The organism is Citrobacter sp. wls708 (assembly GCF_005281255.1).
In the GTDB taxonomy this organism is placed as follows: Bacteria; Pseudomonadota; Gammaproteobacteria; order Enterobacterales; family Enterobacteriaceae; genus Citrobacter; species Citrobacter werkmanii.
Genome location: NZ_SZXE01000016.1, coordinates 496,225 through 511,974, shown reverse-complemented (window position 1 = coordinate 511,974; position 15,750 = coordinate 496,225). Strand labels below are relative to the sequence as shown.

General features: G+C 53.7%; 17 protein-coding genes. 13 read left to right on the top strand and 4 right to left on the bottom strand.

Annotated elements, in window-relative coordinates; genetic code table 11:
* Positions 1 to 50: 50 nt before the first annotated feature.
* The 7 genes from queA (at position 51) to FDW97_RS12150 (ending at position 6,773) form a co-directional block, all read left to right on the top strand.
* Entirely contained in the window at positions 51 to 1,121 is a 1,071-nt protein-coding gene (gene queA, locus FDW97_RS12180; RefSeq protein ID WP_038638182.1) for a tRNA preQ1(34) S-adenosylmethionine ribosyltransferase-isomerase QueA, read from the top strand.
* Between the two features lie 53 nt (positions 1,122 to 1,174).
* Positions 1,175 to 2,302 (top strand): tRNA guanosine(34) transglycosylase Tgt, encoded by a 1,128-nt coding sequence (gene tgt / locus FDW97_RS12175; RefSeq protein WP_003021535.1) that lies wholly within the window; start codon positions 1,175 to 1,177, stop codon positions 2,300 to 2,302.
* A gap of 22 nt (positions 2,303 to 2,324) precedes the next feature.
* On the top strand, positions 2,325 to 2,657 hold the full coding sequence (gene yajC / locus FDW97_RS12170; protein ID WP_003021544.1) for a preprotein translocase subunit YajC: 333 nt from the start codon (positions 2,325 to 2,327) through the stop codon (positions 2,655 to 2,657).
* 27 nt (positions 2,658 to 2,684) lie between these two features.
* The gene (gene secD / locus FDW97_RS12165) at positions 2,685 to 4,532 is read left to right on the top strand and encodes a protein translocase subunit SecD (RefSeq protein WP_071888113.1); all 1,848 of its coding nucleotides are present in this window, start codon (positions 2,685 to 2,687) and stop codon (positions 4,530 to 4,532) included.
* 10 nt (positions 4,533 to 4,542) lie between these two features.
* Positions 4,543 to 5,514, top strand: a complete 972-nt coding sequence (gene secF / locus FDW97_RS12160; RefSeq protein ID WP_038638190.1) for a protein translocase subunit SecF — start codon at positions 4,543 to 4,545, stop codon at positions 5,512 to 5,514.
* Positions 5,515 to 5,691: 177 nt separating this feature from the next.
* The gene (locus FDW97_RS12155) at positions 5,692 to 6,057 is read left to right on the top strand and encodes a VOC family protein (RefSeq protein ID WP_121528676.1); all 366 of its coding nucleotides are present in this window, start codon (positions 5,692 to 5,694) and stop codon (positions 6,055 to 6,057) included.
* 23 nt (positions 6,058 to 6,080) lie between these two features.
* Positions 6,081 to 6,773: a YafY family protein gene (locus FDW97_RS12150; protein WP_137351088.1), complete on the top strand. Its 693-nt coding sequence runs from the start codon at positions 6,081 to 6,083 to the stop codon at positions 6,771 to 6,773.
* Positions 6,774 to 6,817: 44 nt separating this feature from the next.
* Here FDW97_RS12150 and FDW97_RS12145 read toward each other — a convergent pair whose 3' ends face one another.
* Together FDW97_RS12145 and FDW97_RS12140 are read right to left on the bottom strand one after the other, a co-directional pair.
* Complete coding sequence (locus tag FDW97_RS12145) at positions 6,818 to 7,681, bottom strand: nucleoside-specific channel-forming protein Tsx (RefSeq protein ID WP_003021561.1); 864 nt, start codon at positions 7,679 to 7,681, stop codon at positions 6,818 to 6,820.
* A 298-nt stretch (positions 7,682 to 7,979) separates the two neighbouring features.
* On the bottom strand, positions 7,980 to 8,519 hold the full coding sequence (locus FDW97_RS12140) for a DUF3251 domain-containing protein (RefSeq protein WP_069323953.1): 540 nt from the start codon (positions 8,517 to 8,519) through the stop codon (positions 7,980 to 7,982).
* 154 nt (positions 8,520 to 8,673) lie between these two features.
* Here FDW97_RS12140 and nrdR point away from each other — a divergent pair, with 154 nt between their 5' ends.
* The 6 genes from nrdR to pgpA all read left to right on the top strand — a co-directional run bounded on the left by nrdR (position 8,674) and on the right by pgpA (position 12,779).
* Complete coding sequence (gene nrdR / locus FDW97_RS12135; RefSeq protein WP_016152032.1) at positions 8,674 to 9,123, top strand: transcriptional regulator NrdR; 450 nt, start codon at positions 8,674 to 8,676, stop codon at positions 9,121 to 9,123.
* Positions 9,124 to 9,126: 3 nt separating this feature from the next.
* Positions 9,127 to 10,230 carry a bifunctional diaminohydroxyphosphoribosylaminopyrimidine deaminase/5-amino-6-(5-phosphoribosylamino)uracil reductase RibD gene (gene ribD / locus FDW97_RS12130; protein WP_137351087.1) on the top strand — a complete coding sequence of 368 codons (1,104 nt, stop codon included), beginning with the start codon at positions 9,127 to 9,129 and terminating at the stop codon, positions 10,228 to 10,230.
* Between the two features lie 90 nt (positions 10,231 to 10,320).
* A complete protein-coding gene (gene ribE / locus FDW97_RS12125; protein WP_003021575.1) occupies positions 10,321 to 10,791 on the top strand; it encodes a 6,7-dimethyl-8-ribityllumazine synthase in 471 nt (156 codons plus the stop codon).
* A gap of 19 nt (positions 10,792 to 10,810) precedes the next feature.
* Entirely contained in the window at positions 10,811 to 11,230 is a 420-nt protein-coding gene (gene nusB / locus FDW97_RS12120) for a transcription antitermination factor NusB (protein WP_000801129.1), read from the top strand.
* A 75-nt stretch (positions 11,231 to 11,305) separates the two neighbouring features.
* A complete protein-coding gene (gene thiL, locus FDW97_RS12115; protein WP_137351086.1) occupies positions 11,306 to 12,283 on the top strand; it encodes a thiamine-phosphate kinase in 978 nt (325 codons plus the stop codon).
* Positions 12,261 to 12,779 carry a phosphatidylglycerophosphatase A gene (gene pgpA / locus FDW97_RS12110; protein ID WP_038638206.1) on the top strand — a complete coding sequence of 173 codons (519 nt, stop codon included), beginning with the start codon at positions 12,261 to 12,263 and terminating at the stop codon, positions 12,777 to 12,779. Before thiL ends, pgpA begins: the two co-directional genes overlap by 23 nt.
* Positions 12,780 to 12,836: 57 nt before the next feature.
* On the opposite strand, the gene yajO is transcribed toward pgpA, so the two are convergent.
* A complete protein-coding gene (gene yajO, locus FDW97_RS12105; protein WP_042310115.1) occupies positions 12,837 to 13,811 on the bottom strand; it encodes a 1-deoxyxylulose-5-phosphate synthase YajO in 975 nt (324 codons plus the stop codon).
* A gap of 56 nt (positions 13,812 to 13,867) precedes the next feature.
* Positions 13,868 to 15,730 (bottom strand): 1-deoxy-D-xylulose-5-phosphate synthase, encoded by a 1,863-nt coding sequence (dxs, locus tag FDW97_RS12100; RefSeq protein WP_137351085.1) that lies wholly within the window; start codon positions 15,728 to 15,730, stop codon positions 13,868 to 13,870.
* Positions 15,731 to 15,750 lie beyond the last annotated feature (20 nt).

Below are 15,750 nucleotides of genomic sequence, written 5' to 3'. Positions count from 1 at the left end.
ACGCCCCGGCACTAGACTACCCGCCTCTTATTTTAGTCTGAGTCAGTGTCATGCGCGTTACCGATTTCACCTTTGAACTACCCGAATCCCTGATTGCCCACTATCCGCAAGCTGAGCGCAGTAGCTGCCGCTTGCTGTCTTTGGACGGGCCGACGGGCGCGCTGACGCACGGTACTTTCACCGATTTGCTCGATAAGCTCAACCCTGGCGATTTGTTGGTCTTTAACAACACCCGCGTCATTCCAGCGCGTCTGTTTGGCCGTAAAGCCAGCGGCGGTAAGATTGAAGTGCTGGTCGAACGCATGCTGGATGACAAGCGTATTTTGGCACACATTCGCGCCTCGAAAGCGCCGAAGCCGGGTGCCGAGCTGCTATTGGGCGACGATGAAAGTATTAAAGCGACGATGGTTGCCCGTCACGACGCGCTGTTTGAAGTGGCGTTTGACGATGAACGCAGCGTGCTTGATATCCTCAATGCCATCGGCCATATGCCGTTGCCGCCGTATATTGACCGCCCGGACGAAGACGCCGACCGCGAGCTGTACCAGACCGTGTATAGCGAAAAACCGGGTGCCGTCGCTGCGCCGACCGCGGGGCTGCACTTTGACGAGCCGCTGCTGGCGAAACTGCGCGATAAAGGCATTGAAATGGCGTTCGTTACGTTGCACGTCGGCGCGGGTACCTTCCAGCCGGTGCGCGTAGACACTATCGAAGACCACATTATGCACTCCGAATATGCGGAGGTGCCGCAGGATGTGGTTGACGCGGTGCTGGCGGCGAAGGCGCGTGGCAACCGCGTGATAGCCGTGGGAACAACGTCCGTTCGCTCACTGGAAAGCGCGGCGCAGGCTGCAAAAAACGATCTCATTGCGCCGTTCTTCGGTGATACGCAGATATTTATTTATCCAGGCTATAAATACCAGGTGATTGATGCCCTGGTCACCAACTTCCACCTGCCGGAATCGACGCTGATCATGCTGGTTTCTGCGTTTGCTGGTTATAAAAACACCATGCACGCCTACCACGAAGCGGTAAAAGCGGAATATCGCTTTTTTAGTTACGGAGATGCGATGTTTATCACGTACAATCCGCAGGCTATTTCTGAGCGTGTCGGGGAATAAATTTCCGGCATGAGTATTTAACGTCGGACTGTTTTTCTGACGCAGGAGTTAAGATGAAATTTGAACTGGACACCACAGACGGTCGCGCGCGTCGCGGGCGCCTGGTTTTTGATCGTGGCGTAGTGGAAACACCTGCATTTATGCCGGTCGGTACTTACGGCACCGTAAAAGGCATGACGCCGGAAGAAGTTGAAGCCACCGGCGCGCAGATCATTCTCGGCAACACTTTCCACCTGTGGCTACGCCCGGGTCAGGAAATCATGAAACTGCACGGCGATCTGCACGATTTCATGCAGTGGAAAGGGCCAATCCTTACCGATTCCGGCGGCTTCCAGGTTTTCAGTCTGGGCGATATCCGCAAGATCACCGAGCAGGGCGTGCATTTCCGCAACCCGATCAACGGCGATCCGATTTTCCTCGATCCTGAGAAGTCAATGGAGATTCAATACGATCTCGGTTCCGATATCGTGATGATCTTCGACGAATGTACACCGTACCCGGCCGACTGGGACTATGCTAAACGCTCAATGGAGATGTCTCTGCGTTGGGCGAAGCGCAGTCGCGACCGTTTTGACAGTCTCGGCAACAAAAATGCGCTTTTTGGCATCATTCAGGGCAGCGTTTACGAAGATTTACGTGATATCTCTGTCAAAGGTCTGGTAGATATCGGCTTTGATGGCTACGCTGTCGGCGGTTTGGCTGTCGGTGAGCCGAAGGAAGATATGCACCGCATTCTGGAGCATGTTTGCCCACAGATTCCGGCAGATAAACCGCGTTACCTGATGGGCGTCGGCAAACCAGAAGATCTGGTTGAAGGCGTACGTCGCGGTATCGATATGTTTGACTGCGTGATGCCAACGCGAAATGCCCGTAATGGTCATTTGTTTGTGACTGACGGCGTGGTAAAAATTCGTAACGCGAAACATAAAAGCGACACCAGTCCGCTCGATGCTGAGTGTGATTGCTACACCTGTCGCAATTATTCGCGCGCTTACTTGCATCATCTCGACCGTTGCAACGAAATATTGGGCGCGCGTCTCAACACGATTCATAACCTTCGCTACTACCAGCGTTTGATGGCGGGTTTACGCAAGGCTATTGAAGAGGGTAAATTAGAGAGCTTCGTGACCGATTTTTACCAACGTCAGGGTCGACCAGTTCCACCTGTGAACGTTGATTAATTTTAATAATGAGGGAATTTGAATGAGCTTTTTTATTTCTGATGCGGTAGCGGCAACAGGTGCTCCGGCGCAGGGCAGCCCGATGTCTCTGATTCTGATGCTGGTGGTGTTTGGTCTGATTTTCTACTTTATGATCCTGCGTCCGCAACAAAAGCGTACCAAAGAACACAAAAATCTGATGAACTCCATTGCGAAAGGCGATGAAGTGCTGACTAACGGTGGTCTGGTGGGTCGCGTGACCAAAGTAGCAGAATCTGGCTACATCGCTATTGCGCTGAACGATACCACTGAAGTGGTTATTAAACGTGATTTCGTAGCTGCCGTTCTGCCGAAAGGCACCATGAAGGCGCTGTAATTTATTGTTTTCCCAAAGGGAACTGCCGTGTTAAACCGTTATCCTTTGTGGAAGTACATTATGCTGGTCGTCGTGATTGTCGTCGGCCTGCTTTACGCACTTCCCAACCTGTATGGTGAGGATCCGGCTGTTCAAATCACTGGCGTGCGCGGTGCCGCCGCCAGTGAGCAAACGCTGATCCAGGTCCAGAAAACGTTACAAGAAGATAAAATCACACCTAAGTCTGTGGCTCTGGAAGAGGGTGCTATTCTTGCGCGCTTCGACTCCACTGATACCCAACTGCGCGCACGTGAAGTGCTGATGGGCGTGCTGGGCGATCAATACGTCGTGGCGCTTAACCTTGCTCCGGCAACCCCGCGCTGGCTGGCAGCCATTCACGCAGAACCGATGAAACTCGGTCTTGACCTGCGTGGTGGCGTTCACTTCCTGATGGAAGTGGATATGGACACCGCGCTGAGTAAGTTGCAGGAACAAAATATCGATAGCCTGCGCAGCGATCTGCGTGAAAAAGGCATTCCTTATACTACCGTTCGTAAAGAAGATAACTACGGCCTGAGCATCACCTTCCGTGACAGCAGCGCCCGTGATGAAGCTATCTCTTATCTGAGCAAGCGTCACCAGGATCTGGTTATTTCCAGCCAGGGCAGCAATGCTCTGCGTGCGGTGATGACCGATGCGCGACTGAGTGAAGCCCGTGAATACGCGGTACAGCAGAACATCAATATTCTGCGTAATCGTGTGAACCAGTTGGGTGTTGCTGAGCCGGTTGTACAACGTCAGGGTGCTGACCGTATTGTCGTCGAACTGCCGGGTATCCAGGATACCGCGCGCGCGAAAGAAATTCTGGGCGCAACCGCGACGCTGGAATTCCGTCTGGTAAACACCAACGTTGACCAGTCTGCTGCGGCATCCGGGCGCGTGCCGGGTGATTCGGAAGTGAAACAGTCTCGTGAAGGTCAGCCGGTTGTGCTGTACAAACGCGTGATCCTGACTGGTGACCATATCACCGATTCCACTTCCAGCCAGGACGAATACAATCAGCCGCAGGTTAACATCTCGCTGGATAGCGCGGGTGGTAACATCATGTCCAACTTCACCAAGGACAACATCGGTAAGCCGATGGCGACCCTGTTTGTGGAGTACAAAGACAGCGGTAAGAAAGATGCCAACGGTCGCGCCGTGCTGGTGAAACAGGAAGAGGTGATTAACATCGCCAACATCCAGTCTCGCCTGGGTAACAGCTTCCGTATCACCGGTATCAACAACCCGAACGAAGCGCGTCAGCTTTCTCTGCTGTTACGTGCCGGTGCGTTGATCGCGCCGATTCAGATTGTTGAAGAACGTACCATCGGCCCAACCCTGGGTATGCAGAACATCAAACAGGGTCTGGAAGCCTGTCTGGCCGGTCTGGTGGTGTCTATCCTGTTCATGATCTTCTTCTATAAGAAGTTCGGCCTGATTGCGACCAGCGCGCTGATCGCTAACCTGGTGCTGATTGTCGGCATTATGTCGCTGTTGCCGGGAGCTACGCTGAGTATGCCGGGGATTGCGGGGATCGTCTTAACCCTTGCCGTCGCGGTCGATGCTAACGTACTGATCAACGAACGTATCAAAGAAGAGTTGAGTAACGGTCGTTCGGTGCAGCAGGCCATCAATGAAGGTTATGCGGGCGCATTTAGCTCCATCTTCGATGCGAACATTACGACGCTGATTAAGGTCATTATCCTGTACGCAGTCGGCACCGGGGCAATTAAAGGGTTCGCGATTACTACCGGTATTGGGGTAGCGACGTCGATGTTTACCGCAATTGTCGGTACACGTGCCATCGTAAACCTGTTGTATGGCGGCAAGCGCGTCAAAAAGCTGTCAATCTGAGGAGTGCGAAGTGGCACAGGAATATACTGTTGAACAATTGAACCACGGCCGTAAAGTCTGGGACTTTATGCGCTGGGACTACTGGGCTTTCGGCATTTCAGGTTTTCTGCTGATCGCGGCCATCGTGATTATGGGCGTGCGCGGCTTTAACTGGGGTCTCGATTTCACCGGTGGTACGGTCATTGAAATCACGCTGGAAAAACCAGCTGAAATGGACGTGATGCGCGATGCGCTGGAGAAAGCGGGCTTTGTTGATCCGCTTCTGCAAAACTTCGGCAGCAGCCACGACATTATGGTGCGTATGCCGCCAACTGAAGGCGCAGACGGCGGTCAGGTGCTGGGTAGCAAAGTGTTGAGTGTGATTAATGAATCCACCAACCAAAACGCCGCGGTGAAACGAATTGAATTCGTGGGGCCGAGCGTGGGTGCAGACCTGGCGCAAACGGGTGCGATGGCGCTGATGGCGGCGCTGATCTCAATCCTGGTGTACGTCGGTTTCCGCTTTGAGTGGCGATTGGCTGCAGGGGTAGTTATCGCGCTGGCGCACGACGTAATCATCACACTTGGGATCCTGTCGTTGTTCCATATCGAGATTGACCTGACTATCGTCGCATCGCTGATGTCGGTAATCGGTTACTCGCTGAACGACAGTATCGTCGTCTCTGACCGTATTCGTGAAAACTTCCGCAAAATTCGTCGCGGTACGCCTTACGAAATCTTTAACGTGTCATTGACGCAGACGCTGCACCGTACGTTGATTACGTCCGGTACGACGTTGATGGTTATTCTGATGCTTTTCCTGTTCGGTGGTCCGGTACTGGAAGGCTTCTCGCTGACCATGCTTATCGGTGTTTCCATCGGTACCGCGTCTTCTATCTACGTGGCATCGGCGCTGGCGCTGAAGCTGGGTATGAAGCGTGAGCATATGCTGCAGCAGAAGGTCGAGAAAGAAGGGGCGGATCAACCGTCGATTCTGCCTTAAGCGACGCAGAGCGTGTGAAGCGTAAGAACTGGAATCCCGATCGCAAGGTCGGGATTTTTTTTGTCTGTGATTTAACGGTAGGCCATTATCTTTTCTGTCGCCACACTACTGACAGTATGCTGTCAGTAGCCCTGTCTTATAGTCCTTCTGAGATTACCCACACAGGCAGGAGGAAGTATGAACAACGTAATTAACTGGTTTGAAATTCCCGTGGCACAAATGGAGCGCGCCATCGCTTTTTATGAGCCAGTGATGCAGGTTTCTTTGCGTCGGGAGAATATGGACTGCGCCGAGCTGGCCGTATTCCCGCATCAGGATCCCGCTCCTGGCGGGGCGTTGGCTAAATTTGACGGTATTTCGCCTTCAGCACAGGGCGCTATTATTTATCTGCATACGGACAATTTGGCTGCCACGCTTGAACGCGTCGCCATCGCTGGCGGTCAATGCGTGTTTGGCCCGCTCGAACTGGGGCAGGACATTGGTACGATTGCGCTATTTACTGACAGTGAAGGCAATCGTGTTGGTTTACATCAACCCGCGTAATATTTTCAGGCCAGAGGATTAAAATGAGTAGACGCGCCGACCGTTTGTTTCAGATTGTACAAATCCTGCGTGGCAGGCGAGTGACAACGGCGGCGCTGCTGGCAGAACGTCTTGACGTTTCTGAACGGACGATTTATCGCGATATCCGCGATCTCTCTTTATCCGGCGTGCCCATTGAAGGCGAAGTGGGCAGCGGATACCGCTTAATGGCCGGGTTTGATCTGCCACCGTTGATGTTAACGCATCACGAATCAGAAGCATTGATGGTCGCGATTCGGTTGCTGAAAACATGGGGCGGGGATTCACTTTCACAGGCACTGGAGTCCGCGCAGGAAAAAGTGCTGGCGATATTGCCGCCAGAAAGTCGCCGCAGGGCCGAGCAAACGCGGATTTTTGCGCCAGATTTTGGTAATCAGCCGCATTCACGCAGTGCCTTCGATCTCATACATCGCGCGGTTTCGGCGCAGCAGACGCTGGCGCTGCATTATCGAGATGAGTCCGGGAACCTCTCCTGGCGGGACGTTCAGCCGCTGGGATTATTTTTCTGGGGCGAGCACTGGCTTCTGGTTGCCTGGTGCGAGAAGCGTGACGATTATCGCTGCTTTCGCGTTGATCGCTGTCTGAAGATCACGCTGCTCGACAGGCATTTTCGTGAATCGGCAGATCGCTCGCTAAGTAACTTTTTACGTAAAGTACGTTGTGAAGACCAGCCGTAAAAAAGCCAGCGGTTAAGCTGGCTTGTCTGCATAAATTGTCTGGATTAGAAATTGTAACCTACGACCAGATAACCACCCCAACCGGTTGATTTCGCGCTGAAGTCGCCTTCGCCCCAGTTCAGGGTATCCCCACCTTTCCACTGGCCGCCGTTATGGAAATAACGCGCGACTACGGAGTAGTGCCAGTGATCGTAGTTCAGCGCCAGCACGTGGCTGGAAGCGATAGAGTTGCTGGTACGGTTAGGATCATCACCCAAATCTGAACCCCAGTCGAAGTTGGTGAAGCCAATATAGGTCAACTGACCGCCCCAAACCTGGGTGATCGGCACAAAGTATTTCACTTTGAAACGGTAACCATCCCACTCGTTTTCGTTGGATGCGCCATAGTTCTGCCACTGGTATTTAGCATACACGTTCAGGGACAGACCCATCGGCAGACCGGTGTCGATATCGGTACCCAGACCCATATACCAGGTGCTCTGGCGGCTGGCTTTGTTATCACCCATATCGTAGATGTAGTTGTTGGCGAAGTACCATTCTTTGAATGGTCCAAAGCTCAGGTCAGCACCGGTCAGCTTGTCGATGGAGAAACGCGGTTCGATTTCCATAAACAGCGGAGAACCGTCAGACCAGATGCCTTTGTCGTTACCGTTACCCCAGTCGAAGGTTTTCGGGATATCGATGTAGCCATAGAAATCAAACCAGTCTTTTTTGGCAAACGCTTCGTATTCCAGATACACGTCGTTGTTCAGTTTCGGAGAGAAACGGGTGTGGTAGCTGCCCACCACGTTGACGCTTTGGTGCCACCAGTCGGACAGATATTGCGGTTTGTCATTTTCTGCTGCGTTGGCAGTAAAAGACGAGGAGAGCGCCAGCACTGCACCGGCTGCAAGTAATGTTTTTTTCATATGTATGCCACTGTTTGAAATCCCTTTCGGGAGTGAAAAATGCGCAAATTGCGTTTCTAAATATTTCGTAATTCTTCGGAGCCTATTATAAAAATCATTGTTCACAAAAATATGTCTTGTTTCACAGTTCTATCATTTACGTAATCGATTGCGTTCACGTTTGCGTACTTTAGGCGGCGAATTGTACTGGCTCTGATGAATGTTGCCAAGTTTTGCCAGAAATATCGGTTATGTCAGGGGAGTAACAAAAGGGGGCGAATTGATGTTGCGGAACGCACAAAACGTTCCGCAAAAAAGTTTATTGGCTAACAGGCTGTACGTCGTGAATGCGAACAAATCCCAACTGGTCGGGGGAGAGACCATTTATCTGCAACGGAATGTCTACGTCGCTGGGGGCAAGAATACTTGCCGGGGCGTTGACCAGTTGGTTTTGAACATTCACTTCCTGGTAATTCTCTGTAGTGCCCTGAATTTGCCCGTACTCTACGGTGGCGCTGAAGGCGGGCAAGGGCGTATTGGACTCGCCCTGAATGCGTAGCGTTAACCGTGTGCCATCGGCGTTCGGTGCAATATTCACCAGCGACATACGTAGCGTGCCGATCTGGCTTTCCAGCCGGGCAGGCGTTTTGGAGCCCGGCAACAGATAGGCGCCACTGGTCGATTTGGCATTCAACATATTTTGTTGCGTAATTTTTACGGTTTCCTGATTAAGCTGCGTCATCTCTTTATTTAGCGTGCTTACGCTTTGATGCATCTGGCGTACTTCGCTTTGCTGCGCGCAGGCGCTAAGACTAAAGAGGCTTCCCACCAGGAGAATTCTTAGGTAACGTCTTGTCATTGTGATTACTTCCTTCATTGTCGCGATAGCATAATGGTAGTGTGCACAGAGCACGAAGGCATCGATCCTTTGTCTCAAAAGCGCTGCGCCTTTGTTGTCACGCCAGTTCAGGGTAAAATAGATTTCTGTGAACCACTGAGGTACAGGACGCCGTATGCATTGCCCATTCTGTTTCGCCGTAGACACTAAGGTAATTGACTCTCGTCTTGTAGGCGAGGGCTCCTCAGTACGCCGCCGTCGGCAGTGTCTGGTCTGTAACGAACGTTTCACCACTTTTGAAGTGGCTGAACTTGTCATGCCGCGCGTTGTGAAGAGCAACGATGTGCGTGAACCCTTTAATGAAGATAAGCTGCGCAGCGGCATGCTCAGAGCGCTGGAGAAACGCCCGGTCAGCTCAGATGACGTCGAAATGGCGTTAAACCATATCAAATCACAACTGCGTGCGACTGGCGAGCGTGAGGTGCCGAGTAAGATGATCGGCAACCTGGTGATGGAGCAGTTGAAAAAGCTCGATAAAGTCGCTTACATCCGCTTTGCTTCGGTTTACCGCAGTTTCGAAGATATCAAAGAATTTGGCGAAGAGATTGCTCGCCTACAGGACTAAGCCATGCAGGATGAATTGTACATGGCGCGCGCGCTGAAGCTTGCTGCGCGCGGACGTTTCACTACTCACCCAAATCCCAACGTCGGCTGCGTGATTGTTAAGCACGGGGAGATTGTTGGTGAAGGATATCATCACCGCGCGGGCGAGCCGCATGCCGAAGTCCATGCCCTGCGCATGGCCGGAGAAAAAGCGCAAGGGGCAACCGCCTATGTGACGCTTGAGCCCTGTAGTCATCATGGCCGTACGCCGCCGTGCTGCGATGCATTGATTGCGGCGGGCGTAGCACGCGTCGTTGCCGCGATGCAGGATCCCAATCCACAGGTAGCAGGTCGTGGCCTCTACCGTTTGCAGCAGGCGGGCATTGACGTCAGCCACGGGCTGATGATGAGCGAGGTTGAGCTGCTTAATAAGGGCTTTCTCAAGCGCATGCGTACAGGATTCCCGTATCTGCAGCTTAAGCTTGGCGCATCGCTCGATGGCCGTACGGCGATGGCCAGCGGGGAAAGCCAGTGGATCACCTCGCCGCAGGCGCGCCGCGATGTGCAACGGCTGCGCGCGCAAAGCCATGCCATTTTAACCAGCAGCGCGACGGTACTGGCCGACGATCCTCAGCTTACCGTGCGCTGGTCGGAGCTTGGGGAGTCAACTCAGGCGAGTTACCCGCAGGAAAATCTGCGCCAGCCGATCCGCATTGTCCTTGATAGCCAGAATCAGGTCACGCCGGAGCACCGAATTGTGCACCAGCCGGGAGAAACCTGGATTGTCCGAACGAAAGACGATACCCGCAGTTGGCCGGAGTCGGTTCGCAGTATCAAGGTGCCGGAACATAACGGGCATGTGGATTTGGTCGTGCTGATGATGCAACTGGGTAAACAGCAAATTAACAGTATTTGGGTGGAAGCTGGCCCAACGCTTGCGGGCGCGTTATTACAGGCCGGTTTGGTGGATGAGCTAATCGTGTATGTTGCGCCTAAACTGTTAGGCAGCGATGCGCGAGGATTATGTGTGCTGCCTGGGCTTGAGAAACTGGCCGACGCCCCCCATTTCAAATTCAACGAGATACGCCAGGTGGGCCCGGACGTTTGCCTGCATTTAACCACTGCGTGAGGCTTTCTGAATTAGAGGAAGCAGCGCCCAGAATATTATGATAAAATCCGCCCCCCTTACGGGGCCATAAATCGAACCCGAAGGAAGAATATGAACATTATTGAAGCTAACGTTGCTACTCCGGACGCTCGCGTCGCCATCACCATTGCGCGTTTCAACAACTTTATCAATGACAGCCTGCTGGAAGGTGCGATCGACGCCCTGAAACGTATTGGCCAGGTTAAAGATGAAAACATTACCGTCGTTTGGGTTCCAGGCGCGTATGAGCTGCCGCTGGCGGCTGACGCGCTGGCGAAAACCGGTAAATACGATGCGGTGATTGCGTTAGGTACGGTGATCCGTGGCGGTACCGCGCACTTCGAATATGTGGCTGGCGGTGCAAGCAATGGCCTGGCGCATGTCGCGCAGGACAGTGGCATTCCGGTAGCCTTCGGTGTACTGACCACCGAAAGTATTGAACAAGCCATCGAACGTGCTGGCACGAAAGCCGGCAACAAAGGCGCAGAAGCTGCACTGACTGCGCTTGAAATGATTAATGTATTGAAAGCCATCAAGGCCTGATTTTTGTAAGGGGAAATCCGTGAAACCTGCTGCTCGTCGCCGCGCCCGTGAGTGTGCCGTCCAGGCGCTCTACTCCTGGCAGTTGTCCCAGAACGACATCGCTGATGTTGAATACCAGTTCCTGGCGGAACAGGACGTTAAAGATGTCGACGTTCTGTATTTCCGTGAGCTGCTGTCCGGGGTGGCGACTAACAGCGCGTACCTGGATGGATTAATGAAGCCTTACCTGTCTCGTCTGCTGGAAGAGCTGGGTCAGGTAGAAAAAGCCGTACTGCGTATTGCGCTGTTTGAACTGTCTAAACGTAGTGATGTGCCGTACAAAGTGGCTATCAACGAAGCGATTGAACTGGCGAAAACCTTCGGCGCCGAAGACAGCCATAAATTCGTTAACGGCGTACTGGATAAAGCAGCACCTGTGATTCGCCCCAACAAAAAGTAATCCCGAGGCCGGCGGAGAGTGGAACTTGTTTCCGCTATCCCCGGCTTTTTCTTTTTTTCTGCTGAGGCATAACGTATGGCATGCGGCGAATTTTCCCTGATTGCCCGTTATTTTGATCGCGTAAGAACGTCTCGTCTTGATGTCGAAACCGGTATTGGCGACGATTGCGCACTCCTGAACATCCCTGAAAAACAGACATTGGCGATCAGTACCGATACGCTGGTGGCAGGCAACCACTTCCTCCCCGACATTGATCCTACCGATCTGGCCTGGAAAGCCCTGGCGGTGAATTTAAGCGATCTGGCGGCGATGGGGGCCGATCCTGCGTGGTTGACGCTGGCACTGACGTTACCCGACGTTGATGAAGCCTGGCTTGAAGCTTTCAGCGATGGCCTGTTTGAACTCCTTAATTACTACGATATGCAGCTGATTGGCGGTGATACCACGCGTGGGCCGCTGTCGATGACGTTGGGTATTCATGGCTACGTTCCCGTTGGGCGAGCCTTAAAACGTTCCGGGGCAAAACCGGGCGACTGGATTTATGTGACCGGCACGCCGGGCGACAGTGCGGCGGGACTGGCGATTTTGCAGGACCGACTGCAGGTGACAGAACCAAATGACGCGGAGTATCTGCTGCAACGCCACCTGCGCCCAACTCCGCGTATTTTACAGGGACAAGCCCTGCGCGATCTGGCCAGTGCGGCTATCGATCTCTCCGACGGCCTGATTTCCGATCTGGGGCATATCGTCAATGCCAGCGGCTGCGGCGCGCGGGTTAACGTTGACGCGCTGCCATATTCCACGGCATTCGCCCAACACGTTGAGCCTGAACAGGCGCTGCGCTGGGCGCTCTCGGGGGGGGAAGATTATGAGTTATGCTTTACCGTACCGGAAATCAACCGTGGCGCGCTGGACGTCGCGCTGGCACATCTCGGGACCTCGTTTACCTGCATCGGTCAGATGAGTGCGGATGTTGAAGGCGTTCACTTTACGCGCGATGGAAAACCCGTCACGTTCGACTGGAAAGGATATGACCATTTTGCCGCGCCTTAAAAAAGATGTCGCCAAAAGCCGCCTGAATATGCGTAATCCGTGGCATCTGTTAGCCACCGGTTTTGGTAGCGGGCTGAGTCCAATTATTCCTGGCACCATGGGATCGCTGGCGGCGATCCCTTTTTGGTATTTAATGACATTTCTGCCATGGCAGCTGTATTCGCTAGTGGTCATGCTGTCTATCTGTATCGGCGTTTATCTGTGTCATCAAACGGCGAAAGACATGGGCGTGCACGATCACGGCAGCATTGTCTGGGACGAATTTGTCGGTATGTGGATAACCCTGATGGCGCTACCGACCCTCGACTGGCAATGGGTTGCCGCCGGATTTGTGATTTTCCGTATTCTGGATATGTGGAAGCCGTGGCCGATTCGTTGGTTCGATCGCAATGTGCATGGCGGGACGGGGATCATGATCGACGATATTGTCGCCGGGATACTCTCTGCAGGTATTTTGTATTTTATCGGCCATCACTGGCCGATCGGTATCATTTAACGGGTTTGCCGGATAGCGGCGTAAACGCCTTATCCGGCTTACAATCTACGATCGCGCTTATTTAAATCCCACCACCGGGTGCTGTTTATACGGCGTCTCCAGCTCGGCAATTTGCTCCGGCTTCAGCGTTAAATCCACCGCATTGAGCAATTCATCCAGTTGTTCTTCACGCGATGTACCGATAATGGGCGCAGCCACGCCTGGTTTGCTCAGCAGCCATGCCAGCGCGACCTGCGCCCGCGTAACGCCCAGCTCCTCACTGATGCCAGCCAGCCGGGCGGCAATTTGCGCGTCGTTTTCATCGCTCTCGTTATATAAATTTTTACCGACTTCATCGGAAACCAGACGTGCGGTCGTTTCTCCCCACGGGCGGGTCAGGCGACCACGCGCCAGCGGACTCCACGGGATCACCGCGACACCTTCCTGATAGCAGAGCGGCAACATTTCGCGTTCTTCTTCGCGGTAGATCAAGTTGTAGTGATCCTGCATGCTGACGAACTGCGCCCAGCCGTGTTGCTTCTGCAAGGCCAGCGCCTGAGCAAACTGCGAAGCATGCATGGATGAGGCACCGATATAGCGAGCTTTACCGGCTTTGACTACATCGTTAAGGGCTTCCAGCGTTTCCTCGATTGGCGTGTTGTAATCCCAGCGGTGAATTTGCAGGATGTCTACATAGTCCATGCCCAGGCGTCTGAGGCTGTCGTCGATTGAGCGCAGGATTTGTGCGCGGGATAATCCTTCTGCTAAATCATCCACCTGGTGAAAAACTTTGGTCGCGACCACGACATCTTCGCGGCGGGCGAAATCACGCAGCGCGCGGCCGACAATCTCTTCGCTGCTGCCAGCGGAGTAGCTGTTGGCGGTATCGAAAAAGTTAATGCCGCCCTCAAGGGCGTGTTTGATTATCGGGCGGCTGCTCTCTTCAGGCAGCGTCCAGGCGTGATTACCGCGATTGGGCTCGCCAAACGTCATGCAGCCCAGGCAAAGGCGGGAGACCCGGAGGTCGGTTTTTCCTAAGGTGTTGTATTGCATTCATTCGCTCCTGCTTAGCGTGTTATTCATTAAGCATAGCAGGAGCGGGGAGGGGATTATGCCAGCCAGGCCTTGATTTTGGCCTCAATGCCAGTGGCATCAAGACCCAGATCGGCGCGAGCCTCATCCTGAGTGCCTTGCGGGATGAAGAAGTCAGGCAGGCCGATGTTCAGCACCGCAACGGGCTTGCGATGGGCCATCAGCACTTCGTTTACGCCACTGCCTGCGCCGCCCATAATGGCGTTCTCTTCAATAGTAACCAGCACGTCGTGTCGGGCCGCCATTTCGAGGATCAACGTTTCATCCAGCGGTTTCACAAAGCGCATGTCGACCAGCGTGGCGTTCAACGACTCTGCGACCTGAGCAGCTTCCGGCATCAGGGTGCCAAAGTTAAGAATCGCCACTTTTTCCCCGTGACGCTTCACGATGCCTTTACCTATTGGCAGGTGTTCCAGCGGCGTCAGCTCAACGCCCACCGCATTACCGCGTGGATAGCGCACGACCGATGGCCCGTTGTTGTAGTGATAGCCGGTAAACAGCATCTGGCGGCATTCATTCTCATCGCTCGGGGTCATAATGACCATTTCCGGGATGCAGCGCAGGAAGGAGAGATCGAACGCCCCCTGGTGGGTTTGCCCATCTGCGCCAACGATACCTGCCCGGTCAACGGCGAACAGGACCGGCAGTTTCTGGATGGCCACATCATGCAGCACCTGATCGTAGGCGCGTTGCAGGAAGGTAGAGTAAATAGCCACGACCGGCTTGTAGCCGCCAATCGCCAGACCTGCTGCAAAGGTCACTGCATGCTGCTCGGCAATTGCCACATCGAAGTAGCGGTCCGGGAACTTACGTGAGAATTCCACCATACCGGAGCCTTCGCGCATCGCCGGGGTGATCGCCATCAGCTTATTGTCTTTCGCTGCGGTCTCACATAACCAGTCCCCGAAGATTTTTGAATAGCTTGGCAGGCCGCCGCTGCTTTTCGGCAGACAGCCGCTGGATGGATCGAATTTGGGTACGGCGTGGAACGTGATCGGGTCTTTTTCCGCTGGCTCATAGCCACGACCTTTTTTGGTCATGATGTGCAGGAACTGCGGGCCTTTCAGATCGCGCATGTTCTTCAGCGTGGTGATAAGCCCCAGCACGTCGTGCCCGTCCACCGGGCCGATATAGTTAAAGCCCAGCTCTTCAAACAGTGTGCCCGGCACGACCATGCCTTTGATGTGTTCTTCGGTACGTTTGAGCAGCTCTTTAATCGGCGGTACGCCGGAGAACACTTTCTTCCCGCCTTCGCGCAGCGAGGAGTAGAGTTTGCCTGAGAGTAATTGCGCCAGGTGATTGTTCAGCGCGCCGACGTTCTCTGAAATCGACATTTCGTTGTCGTTGAGGATAACCAGCATATCGGGCTTAATATCACCCGCATGGTTCATCGCTTCAAACGCCATCCCGGCGGTGATAGCGCCGTCGCCAATCACACAAACGGTACGGCGATCTTTGCCTTCTTTCTCGGCGGCAACCGCAATACCAATGCCAGCGCTAATGGACGTTGAGGAGTGCCCAACGCTCAGTACGTCATACTCGCTCTCACCGCGCCACGGGAACGGATGCAAACCGCCTTTCTGACGAATGGTGCCGATTTTATCGCGGCGGCCGGTCAGAATTTTGTGCGGATAAGCCTGATGTCCCACATCCCAGATTAACTGGTCAAACGGGGTGTTATAGACGTAGTGCAGCGCGACGGTAAGTTCCACCGTGCCCAGACCAGAGGCGAAGTGCCCGCTGGAACGGCTTACGCTGTCGAGCAAATAGCGGCGCAGTTCGTCGCAAAGCTTTGGCAGGCTCTCTTTTGGTAGCAGGCGTAACTCCTGGGTGGAGTCGACCAGCGCCAGGGTCGGGTATTTGGCTATATCAAAACTCATCGCAAGCTCATGGGATATGT

Excerpts from the sequence above, each read along its gene's own strand:
- yajC (WP_003021544.1), top strand. The coding sequence starts at position 2,325 with ATGAGCTTTTTTATTTCTGATGCGGTAGCGGCAACAGGTGCTCCGGCG.
- ribE (WP_003021575.1), top strand. The coding sequence starts at position 10,321 with ATGAACATTATTGAAGCTAACGTTGCTACTCCGGACGCTCGCGTCGCC.
- dxs (WP_137351085.1), bottom strand. The coding sequence starts at position 15,730 with ATGAGTTTTGATATAGCCAAATACCCGACCCTGGCGCTGGTCGACTCC.
- FDW97_RS12155 (WP_121528676.1), top strand. The coding sequence starts at position 5,692 with ATGAACAACGTAATTAACTGGTTTGAAATTCCCGTGGCACAAATGGAG.
- pgpA (WP_038638206.1), top strand. The coding sequence starts at position 12,261 with ATGACCATTTTGCCGCGCCTTAAAAAAGATGTCGCCAAAAGCCGCCTG.
- FDW97_RS12145 (WP_003021561.1), bottom strand. The coding sequence starts at position 7,681 with ATGAAAAAAACATTACTTGCAGCCGGTGCAGTGCTGGCGCTCTCCTCG.
- queA (WP_038638182.1), top strand. The coding sequence starts at position 51 with ATGCGCGTTACCGATTTCACCTTTGAACTACCCGAATCCCTGATTGCC.
- FDW97_RS12140 (WP_069323953.1), bottom strand. The coding sequence starts at position 8,519 with ATGACAAGACGTTACCTAAGAATTCTCCTGGTGGGAAGCCTCTTTAGT.
- nrdR (WP_016152032.1), top strand. The coding sequence starts at position 8,674 with ATGCATTGCCCATTCTGTTTCGCCGTAGACACTAAGGTAATTGACTCT.
- ribD (WP_137351087.1), top strand. The coding sequence starts at position 9,127 with ATGCAGGATGAATTGTACATGGCGCGCGCGCTGAAGCTTGCTGCGCGC.
- thiL (WP_137351086.1), top strand. The coding sequence starts at position 11,306 with ATGGCATGCGGCGAATTTTCCCTGATTGCCCGTTATTTTGATCGCGTA.
- FDW97_RS12150 (WP_137351088.1), top strand. The coding sequence starts at position 6,081 with ATGAGTAGACGCGCCGACCGTTTGTTTCAGATTGTACAAATCCTGCGT.
- yajO (WP_042310115.1), bottom strand. The coding sequence starts at position 13,811 with ATGCAATACAACACCTTAGGAAAAACCGACCTCCGGGTCTCCCGCCTT.
- tgt (WP_003021535.1), top strand. The coding sequence starts at position 1,175 with ATGAAATTTGAACTGGACACCACAGACGGTCGCGCGCGTCGCGGGCGC.